Raw genomic sequence first — 8,300 nt, 5'->3', positions numbered from 1 at the left:
GACCTTTATCGTGGTGGGGTGGGGGAACCCGCTCTTGCCGCATTGGGCAACCGGATTTGTTATGTGGCCAGCATTTATCGGTATCGTAGCCACCAGCGTACCGTTTGCCCGTATTGGCGTGCGTTTGGCCCATGTGCTGCCTGCCCATGTACTGCGTTTCTGTTTTGCTGCTCTGCTCGCTGTGGTGGGAGTGCGCTTCATACTGGCGTAATGGCGCTCTGGCACACTGTAGCGTTTCTTTTATTTGATTAGAGAAAGTGAATGATCAACTACCCAACGATAGACCCTGTCGCGATTTCCCTAGGCCCGTTGCAAGTACATTGGTATGGCCTAATGTATGTAGTTGGTTTTGTCGCCGCCTGGTGGCTGGGCTGTAAGCGCGCACCGCGTATCGGCTTAACTAAAGATGATATCGGCGATTTGCTTTTCTACTGTGCCATTGGCGTGGTCGCCGGTGGTCGCTTGGGCTACGCGCTGTTTTACGGATTAGAACAGTGGATGGCCGACCCGCTCTGGATCTTCCGCGTGTGGGATGGCGGCATGAGCTTCCATGGTGGCTTGATGGGCGTATTGCTGGCTGCCTGGCTATTTGCCCGCCGCAAGCAGTTGGCTTTCTTCACCCTCACCGACTTCATCGCCCCGCTCGTGCCCATCGGCCTCGGGGCAGGGCGCATCGGCAACTTCATCAACCATGAGCTGCCCGGCCGCGTGACCTCGCTTCCCTGGGGCATGCCCTTTCCCGGCATGGGTCCAGAGCCGCGTCACCCCTCGGCACTCTACGAAGCCGTATTGGAAGGCGCCGTGCTGTTCGTCATCCTCTGGTGGGTCTCGGCCAAACCTCGTGCGCGCGGGTTCATCTCCGGCCTGTTTTTGCTGGGCTACGGCGTCTTCCGCTTCATGGTCGAATTCGTCCGCATGCCCGACGCCCACATCGGCTACCTCGCCTTTGGCTGGTTCACCATGGGCATGCTCCTCACCCTACCCATGATTATTCTCGGACTCCTCCTGATGCTCTGGTCAAAAGGCAAGCCCATCGACGCCAAGGTATGATCTGGATGTGGCGCTCAGAGTATCCACCTAAACCTGTCTGTGGGAGGCCAATTTTATTGGGCGACTGTTTGGGCAGGCACTTGTGCCTGCATCATCGCGAGCTAAAGCTCCCTTCCACCACCCTTAACATAGACGTTGCCTTTAGGGGGGCCTAGAATACAGCCTCATACTCGCTGTTAATCTGGAAACCTTGTGACTGCTACAACGCCTTCGCTTACCACGTCGAACGAATTGCCTGCGCTTGAACAGCCTTACCTGGACCTGATGCGCACTGTGCTCGAACAGGGCGTTGATCGCGGTGACCGTACCGGTACGGGTACGCGCTCGGTGTTTGGCCACCAGATGCGCTTCGATCTTTCCCGTGGCTTTCCGCTGCTGACCACCAAGAAGCTGCACCTGCGCTCCATCATCCACGAGCTGCTGTGGTTTCTGAAGGGCGATACCAACATCGGTTACCTGAAAGAGCACGGCGTGCGTATCTGGGACGAGTGGGCTGATGAAGAGGGCAACCTGGGCCCCGTATATGGCTACCAGTGGCGTAGCTGGCCGCACCCCAAGGGCGGCAGCGTGGATCAAATTGCCAATGTGCTGGAGCAGATTCGCCATAACCCGCAGTCGCGCCGTTTGATCGTCTCGGCCTGGAACCCGGGGCAGGTGGATGAAATGAAGCTGCCGCCGTGCCACTGCCTGTTCCAGTTCTACGTGGCGAACGGTCGCCTTTCCTGCCAGCTGTACCAGCGCAGTGCCGATATTTTTCTCGGTGTGCCGTTCAATATCGCCAGCTATGCGCTACTGCTCAGCATGGTGGCCCAGGTCACGGGCTTACAGCCGGGGGAATTCGTTCACACGCTTGGAGATGCCCACCTGTATAGCAACCATCTAGAGCAGGCGCAGGAGCAGCTAACCCGCACACCCATGCCACCGCCCAGGCTCGTGCTCAATCCAGAGGTCACGAACCTATTCGACTTCACCTTCGATGATATTCAGATCGAAGATTACGCGTCCCATCCGCATATCAAAGCAAAGGTAGCCGTATGAGTCAGCAAGCCACCGCCTATGAACCGCTGGTGCCCGTTGCGATGATCGTCGCCATGGCCAAGAATCGCGTCATTGGCGTCGATGGCAAGCTACCCTGGTACTTGCCTGAAGATTTGAAATTCTTCAAGCGTATGACCCAGGCCAAGCCGCTGGTCATGGGACGTAAAACCTTCGCCTCCATTGGCAAGCCGCTGCCCAATCGTCTCAATATCGTCGTGACTCGGGATGCCCAGTTTAGTGCAGAAGGCACGCGCGTATGCCATGAGCTACCGGCTGCGTTAGCGCTTGCCGATCAGCAGGCGACGATCGAAGCGGCAGAAGAAATCATGGTCATGGGCGGCGGCGAGATTTACCGTCAAGCCTTACCGTTTGCCCAACGTCTCTACATCACGGAAGTCGATATAGAAGTGGAAGGCGATGCGCACTTCCCCGGGTTCTCGACGGAGGAGTGGCAAGAAGTTCAGCGAGTCGCCGGGCAGCCCGCAGAAGGGCAGCCAAATTATGACTTCGTCGTGTACGAGCGTGTCAGCGACTGATTTGGGTCAAAGGAGGGGGGTTATGGCCGCCAGCGTACTGCATCTACTAGAAACGTTAGAAACACGGCTCGAACAAAACAAGGCCGAACTCATTGCGCTGCGCGAAGAGAATCAGCAGTTGAAACAGCAGCTAGCTGCGCTATCGACTCGCCCCCCAGGGGGGGCTACGGCATCGCCCGCTGAACACGAGTCCGATGTCACAGCGGCAGAAGAAGTGCTGCACGAAGTACCCGAGCACGTGCCAGCGGCGGTCAGCGAGCCAGTAACGCCAGAAGCCGTCACGCAACCCTCGCCGCAAGCGTTATTGAAGCAGTGGTATCAGCGTTACCCACATGCCTTCTTCAAAGGGCACACCAAACCTTTGAAAGTGGGGATTCACCAGGATTTGGCCGAGCGCGAGCCTTGGCCGAGTAAATTGATCCGTCGGGCGCTAGCCAACTACGTCAATTTGCCGCGTTATATCAAATCCATGCGTGAAGGAGCAGAGCGTGTCGATTTAGATGGCCAGCCTGCCGGCAAGGTGGACAAAGAAGCCGCGAAACATGCCAGTGAGCGGCGACAAGAAGCGCCCACGAAAAACCGAGCGGAACGTCCGGCTCCCCCCGCGAAAAGTCGCACGAATAAAGCGCAGCCAGCCGCGAGTAACTCATCGCCAAACGATGAGAAGCTCCCCTCGAGAACGCCCGTTCTAGAAAAAAGTGAGCAGAAAAAACCGCTTACCATGGAAGAGAAGCTCAAAGGCCTGCAGCAAAAATTCGAAGGGCGCTGAGACCTGAATCCTTGGGAGGGGTTCCATAAAAAAGCGCAAATGATAAAAAAACACTGTTTTTTTCTATTGCGTTCCTTGGAATCCCGGTATAGAGTTTGACCTGCGAGCATTGGACTATAACAAGGCTTTGTTGAGGACATGTCGCATACCACCGGGAAAAACCGGCGGATGAGAAAAAGAGCATGGCCCGCAAGCCACTTGCTGGCTTCTACGAAGGCCAGTAATAACGATCGAAACAGTAAGCTAGTTAAAGGAACCTATATCATGAAAAAGACACTTTTAGCGACTGCTGTCATTGGCGCCCTGGGTGCCTCTGCTGCCGCTCAAGCAGCGACTGTATATGACCAAGACGGCACTCGTCTGGACGTATACGGCCGTATCGCCATGGGTATCGAAGGTGGCGGCCCCGAGTACGATAGCAACGATAATTACCAAGATAACGGTGCAGAGTTTGTAGACGTTTATTCTCGTCTTGGTCTGCGCATGAGCCAGGAAGTGACGTCTGACCTGACGGCTTTCGGTCGTCTAGAATGGCGCTTTGATGGTGATGAGAACACCACCGATGGTGGTTTCAACGAACTTCGCCAGAGCTACCTGGGTCTGCAAAGCAAGCAGTACGGTACTTTCCAAGCTGGTAACTTTGACAGCTTCTACAGCCAGTTCGTATCTCAGCCGTTCGACGTTTACATCTTCGCTGATAGTGACCTAGAGTTCGCTGGTCATTCGAAGCAGTCTCGCGGCGACTCTATCGGTTACTATACACCCGACTTGAGCGGCTTCACCGCTTTCCTGCAGGCTAAGCATTATACTGCACGTGGTGCAGCTGATCCTTCTGCTGATTCTGAAGTGGCAGCTCAAGGTGGTGTTCGCTATGCACAAGGTCCAGTTACTATCGGTCTTGGTTTTGTTGATGACGTAGCGCGCATTGATGAGAATAACGCAGGCAATGGCGGTGGTAACGATGAAATGTTGTACGGCCTGATTGGTTCGTACGATGTAACTGATCAGTTCTCGCTGCGTTTGGGTTACGAAACCCGTGATGACAACGAAGTGCGGGGCGGTGGCTTCGACACCGTTGGCCTTGGTGGTACTTACACCACTGGCCCGTGGGCATTTGCTGCTGACATCTACGAAGTAGATCCGGATGGCGAAGAAAGCCGCACTTCTTGGGCACTGGGTACTTACTACAAAGTTTCCAGCAACTTCGACGTATTCGTAGAGCTGCAGCAGCCGGATCAGCAGTCCATCAACGTTACTCTTGATGGCTCTGACTCTGAAATCAATACTGATGGCGACGACATGTACTGGCTGACAGGCGCTCGTTACCACTTCTAAGCTTGGTTTAAACCACGCTTACGGGTGTAACCCCTGTAGACAGAATAGAACCGGCCCCTTTTAGGGGCCGGTTTTTTTGTGATGCTTTCTAATGCTCACTGCTGATTCCTGCTATTCCTGCTCGCATTTCGCATCCCTATGTCAGTAAACTGCCAATAACAGGCAGGGCAGCAAACTAATCGAGTTAGAAGGAGAAGTTGGGATGGATGCCATTGTTCATACTTTTTTTGAACAAACACCGGATGCTAATGTTGCCAAAGAGCGAGTCGCCTTTGGTACTTCTGGCCACCGTGGCCGTGCTACCGAGCGCACGTTTAACGCCGCACACATCATCGCGATTACCCAAGCGGTCGTGGATTTTCGCAATGAGGAGGGGTATAAAGGTCCATTGTTTCTTGGGTTGGATACCCATGCGCTTTCACGCCCTGCTTGGGAGTGCGCGCTGCGAGTGCTGGCAGCCAATAAAGTACCAGTATTGGTTGAGAAAGATCATGGCTACACGGCAACTCCCTTGGTGAGCCACGCGATATTGCAGCATAATGCCCAGCAACATCAGGCAACCAAGGCTGATGGCTTGATTATTACTCCCTCCCATAACCCGCCGGAGGATGGCGGTATTAAATACAATCCCCATCACGGCGGCCCAGCCGATACTGACGTTACCAAGTGGATTGAGCTGCGTGCAAACGCTTACTTACTCCGCCATTTAAGTGATGTTTCGCTGGTACCTTTAGATGAGGCGTTAGCCCACGCTCAGGAGTATGACTTCACTGCTCACTATGTAGCGCAGCTGGGCAAAGTAGTGGATATGGTGGCCATCCAAAACGCCAATTTAACTCTCGGCGCCGACTCTATGGGGGGGGCGGCGCTACCGGTGTGGCAGGCGGTGGCTGAGCACTATGGTTTGAATCTTGAAGTAGTGAATACCACCGTAGATGACAGCTTTAGCTTTATGCCACTAGATCACGACGGCAAAATCCGTATGGACTGCTCCAGCACGGATGCTATGGCGAATCTGCTGAAGATCAAAGACCGCTTCGATATCGCCTTTGGCAACGACCCAGACGCCGACCGCCACGGCATTGTCGATGCCAACGGGCTGATGAACCCAAACCACTTTTTAGCGGTCTGCGTAGATTACCTGATCAGCCATCGCCCCCAATGGCGTGATTCGCTGAAAATCGGTAAAACGTTGGTCTCCTCGTCGATGATTGATCGCGTAGTCGCTTCCCATAAGCGTGAGCTGTATGAGGTGCCCGTAGGTTTTAAATGGTTTGTGGATGGCTTGCATGAGGGGTGGCTGGCCTTTGGCGGCGAGGAGAGCGCTGGGGCTAGTCTATTAACCCGCGATGGTAAGGCGTGGTCTACTGATAAAGATGGTATTGCGCTGTGCCTTTTGGCAGCTGAAATCACGGCTGTTACGGGTAAAACACCCAGTGAATATTATCAGACCCTGACCGAGCGCTTCGGTAAACCGTTCTACAAGCGTGTGGATACTGCCTGTACGGCTGAAGAGAAAGCCGCGTTTAAAAATCTCACTGCTGAAAGCGTGACCGATACAGTTCTGGCTGGAGACCCTATTTCTGCTGTGTTGGTAAAGGCTCCGGGTAATCATGCGGCGATTGGTGGGTTGAAAGTAACCACCGAGAACGGCTGGTTTGCTGCTCGCCCTAGCGGGACAGAGTCGCTCTATAAAGTGTATGCAGAAAGCTTCAAAGGCTCGCACCATTTAGATGAGTTGATTGAAAGTGCCACAGTGTTGCTTTCAGGCATATTGAAAAATTAGTAAACACAGTTGTTATAAGTTAAGGCTTACTGCCCTGCAGTTCGGCATAGCAATTGCATAAAGCTTAGCGTGAATACGCCCTGTATTTTTCCTTATTCTGGAAACGCAACGCTCAGTAAAAGGACGTTAACGATGACCCAAGTACGCAAAGCAATTATCCCTGTTGCTGGTTTTGGCACCCGTCTACTGCCGATTAGCAAAGCAATTCCGAAAGAGATGGTGCCCGTTGTTGACCGGCCCCTCATTCAGCATGTCGTGGAAGAAGCGCTGGCGGCAGGTATCAATGAGATCATTTTGGTCACGCGAGCGGGGAAGTCGGCTATTGAGGATCACTTTGATGCACATTTTGAGTTAGAGCACTCGCTAGCCAGTAAGGGGAAAAATGCGCTGCTGGAAACCCTTTCTGCTATTTCACCTAAAAAGCTAAAAGTCACCAGCGTCCGACAGCCTAATGCGAAAGGCCTAGGGCATGCGATTTACTGTGCTTCGCATCTGCTCGATAAAGAGGAGCCGTTTGCGGTGATTTTGCCGGATGTATTGGTGAAGCCGCAAGTAGGCAACAGCGCGTGTGATTTAGGCAGTATGGTTGAGCGCTGGGAAAAGACCGAAGCAGCGCAAATTATGGTAGAAGCAGTGCCCCAGGAGGATGTATATCGTTACGGTATTGTGGATTGTGACGAACCTGCTGCTGGTGAAAGCGCCGATATGCGTGGTGTGGTCGAAAAGCCAAAGCCAGAAGAGGCCCCGTCACGCCTATCAGTGATTGGGCGCTATGTGTTGCCGTATCGCATTATGGAGCTGTTGCGTGACCAACCCCCCGGCGCGGGTAATGAAATCCAACTGACGGATGCAATTGACCGCCTTATGCAAGAGGGTAAAACCGTCCAGGCATTTAGGATGCATGGTCGTACCTTTGACTGCGGGCATATTGAAGGTTGGTTGCAAGCCAATACGACGCTGGCTAGAGAAGCAGGTTACGACGTTTGAGCGTTATATCATGCTGGCCACTTTGCATAGAGTGGCTATTTAGCTGGCCGTTTTTGCGGCCTCATTGCTTGCTCTGGAGATGGTTGCATGGGGGAGTTATTGGAACAGTTATTGGAACAGGTGTTAACCATTGCTTATGATGCGGGTGATGCCATCATGGCAATTTATGGCAACGAATATAGTGTTGAAATCAAGGAAGATCATAGCCCAGTCACCGAAGCTGATAAGGCTGCACATCATGTTATTGTTGCAGGGCTACAAGCATTAAAAGAGAAGTTGCCTGTACTTTCCGAGGAAGATACTAGCCATTTTGCAGGGGCAGGGGATGATAAGCGGTATTGGCTAGTAGACCCTTTAGATGGAACAAAAGAATTTATTAAGAAAAACAATGAGTTCACCGTCAATATTGCACTCATAGAGAATGATTCCCCCGTACTGGGTGTCGTCACGGCACCTGCTTTGGGCATTGCTTATGTAGCAGCCAAAGGTAAAGGGTCTTACAAAATTGATCGTCATGGGCATCGTGAGCAATTAAACGTTGCTAATGCTCCTCACCCGCCAGGAGTTTGGCGAGTGGTAAGTAGCCGCTCACATAAAAGTCCCGAATTATGCGGCTGGCTGAAACAGCTGGGCGACCATGAACTTAATCCAGTCGGCAGTTCATTGAAATTTTGTTTGATCGCAGAAGGTGCGGCTGATGTGTATCCCCGCTTTGGGCCTACGTGTCTGTGGGATACCGCCGCCGCTCAAGTGATCATTGAAGAGGCGGGAGGCGTCGTTCAGGCCATGAGTGGCGAGC

The 8,300-nt window shown here is 53.2% G+C and carries 9 protein-coding genes; all 9 read left to right on the top strand.

Features of this window, described 5'->3' with window-relative positions:
• Positions 1 to 211: TSUP family transporter (locus BIS10_RS15695; protein ID WP_253506511.1), on the top strand; the 211-nt coding region annotated here is incomplete at its 5' end.
• A gap of 50 nt (positions 212 to 261) precedes the next feature.
• Positions 262 to 1,050, top strand: coding sequence for a prolipoprotein diacylglyceryl transferase (lgt, locus tag BIS10_RS15690; protein WP_062375809.1), 789 nt, complete (start codon positions 262 to 264; stop codon positions 1,048 to 1,050).
• A 192-nt stretch (positions 1,051 to 1,242) separates the two neighbouring features.
• Positions 1,243 to 2,088 (top strand): thymidylate synthase, encoded by an 846-nt coding sequence (locus BIS10_RS15685; protein WP_392567189.1) that lies wholly within the window; start codon positions 1,243 to 1,245, stop codon positions 2,086 to 2,088.
• A complete protein-coding gene (locus BIS10_RS15680) occupies positions 2,085 to 2,624 on the top strand; it encodes a dihydrofolate reductase (RefSeq protein WP_253506508.1) in 540 nt (179 codons plus the stop codon). The genes BIS10_RS15685 and BIS10_RS15680 overlap by 4 nt, the downstream gene beginning before the upstream one ends.
• Before the next feature lie 22 nt (positions 2,625 to 2,646).
• Positions 2,647 to 3,393, top strand: a complete 747-nt coding sequence (locus BIS10_RS15675) for a ProQ/FINO family protein (protein ID WP_253506506.1) — start codon at positions 2,647 to 2,649, stop codon at positions 3,391 to 3,393.
• A 264-nt stretch (positions 3,394 to 3,657) separates the two neighbouring features.
• A complete protein-coding gene (locus BIS10_RS15670; protein WP_253506503.1) occupies positions 3,658 to 4,728 on the top strand; it encodes a porin in 1,071 nt (356 codons plus the stop codon).
• Between the two features lie 178 nt (positions 4,729 to 4,906).
• The gene (pgm, locus tag BIS10_RS15665; RefSeq protein WP_392567190.1) at positions 4,907 to 6,514 is read left to right on the top strand and encodes a phosphoglucomutase (alpha-D-glucose-1,6-bisphosphate-dependent); all 1,608 of its coding nucleotides are present in this window, start codon (positions 4,907 to 4,909) and stop codon (positions 6,512 to 6,514) included.
• 132 nt (positions 6,515 to 6,646) lie between these two features.
• Positions 6,647 to 7,501, top strand: a complete 855-nt coding sequence (locus tag BIS10_RS15660) for a UTP--glucose-1-phosphate uridylyltransferase (protein WP_253506498.1) — start codon at positions 6,647 to 6,649, stop codon at positions 7,499 to 7,501.
• An 87-nt stretch (positions 7,502 to 7,588) separates the two neighbouring features.
• On the top strand, positions 7,589 to 8,300 hold a 712-nt coding region (cysQ, locus tag BIS10_RS15655; protein WP_253506496.1), incomplete at its 3' end, for a 3'(2'),5'-bisphosphate nucleotidase CysQ.

It is taken from the genome of Halomonas sp. 707B3 (assembly GCF_024158645.1).
In the GTDB taxonomy this organism is placed as follows: domain Bacteria; phylum Pseudomonadota; class Gammaproteobacteria; order Pseudomonadales; family Halomonadaceae; genus Vreelandella; species Vreelandella lionensis.
This window is presented reverse-complemented; position numbering and strand designations above follow the sequence as displayed.

Bases quoted from the DNA above. Each gene is read 5' to 3' on its own strand.
- lgt (WP_062375809.1), top strand. From the start codon at position 262: ATGATCAACTACCCAACGATAGACCCTGTCGCGATTTCCCTAGGCCCG.
- BIS10_RS15670 (WP_253506503.1), top strand. From the start codon at position 3,658: ATGAAAAAGACACTTTTAGCGACTGCTGTCATTGGCGCCCTGGGTGCC.
- BIS10_RS15680 (WP_253506508.1), top strand. From the start codon at position 2,085: ATGAGTCAGCAAGCCACCGCCTATGAACCGCTGGTGCCCGTTGCGATG.
- BIS10_RS15660 (WP_253506498.1), top strand. From the start codon at position 6,647: ATGACCCAAGTACGCAAAGCAATTATCCCTGTTGCTGGTTTTGGCACC.
- BIS10_RS15675 (WP_253506506.1), top strand. From the start codon at position 2,647: ATGGCCGCCAGCGTACTGCATCTACTAGAAACGTTAGAAACACGGCTC.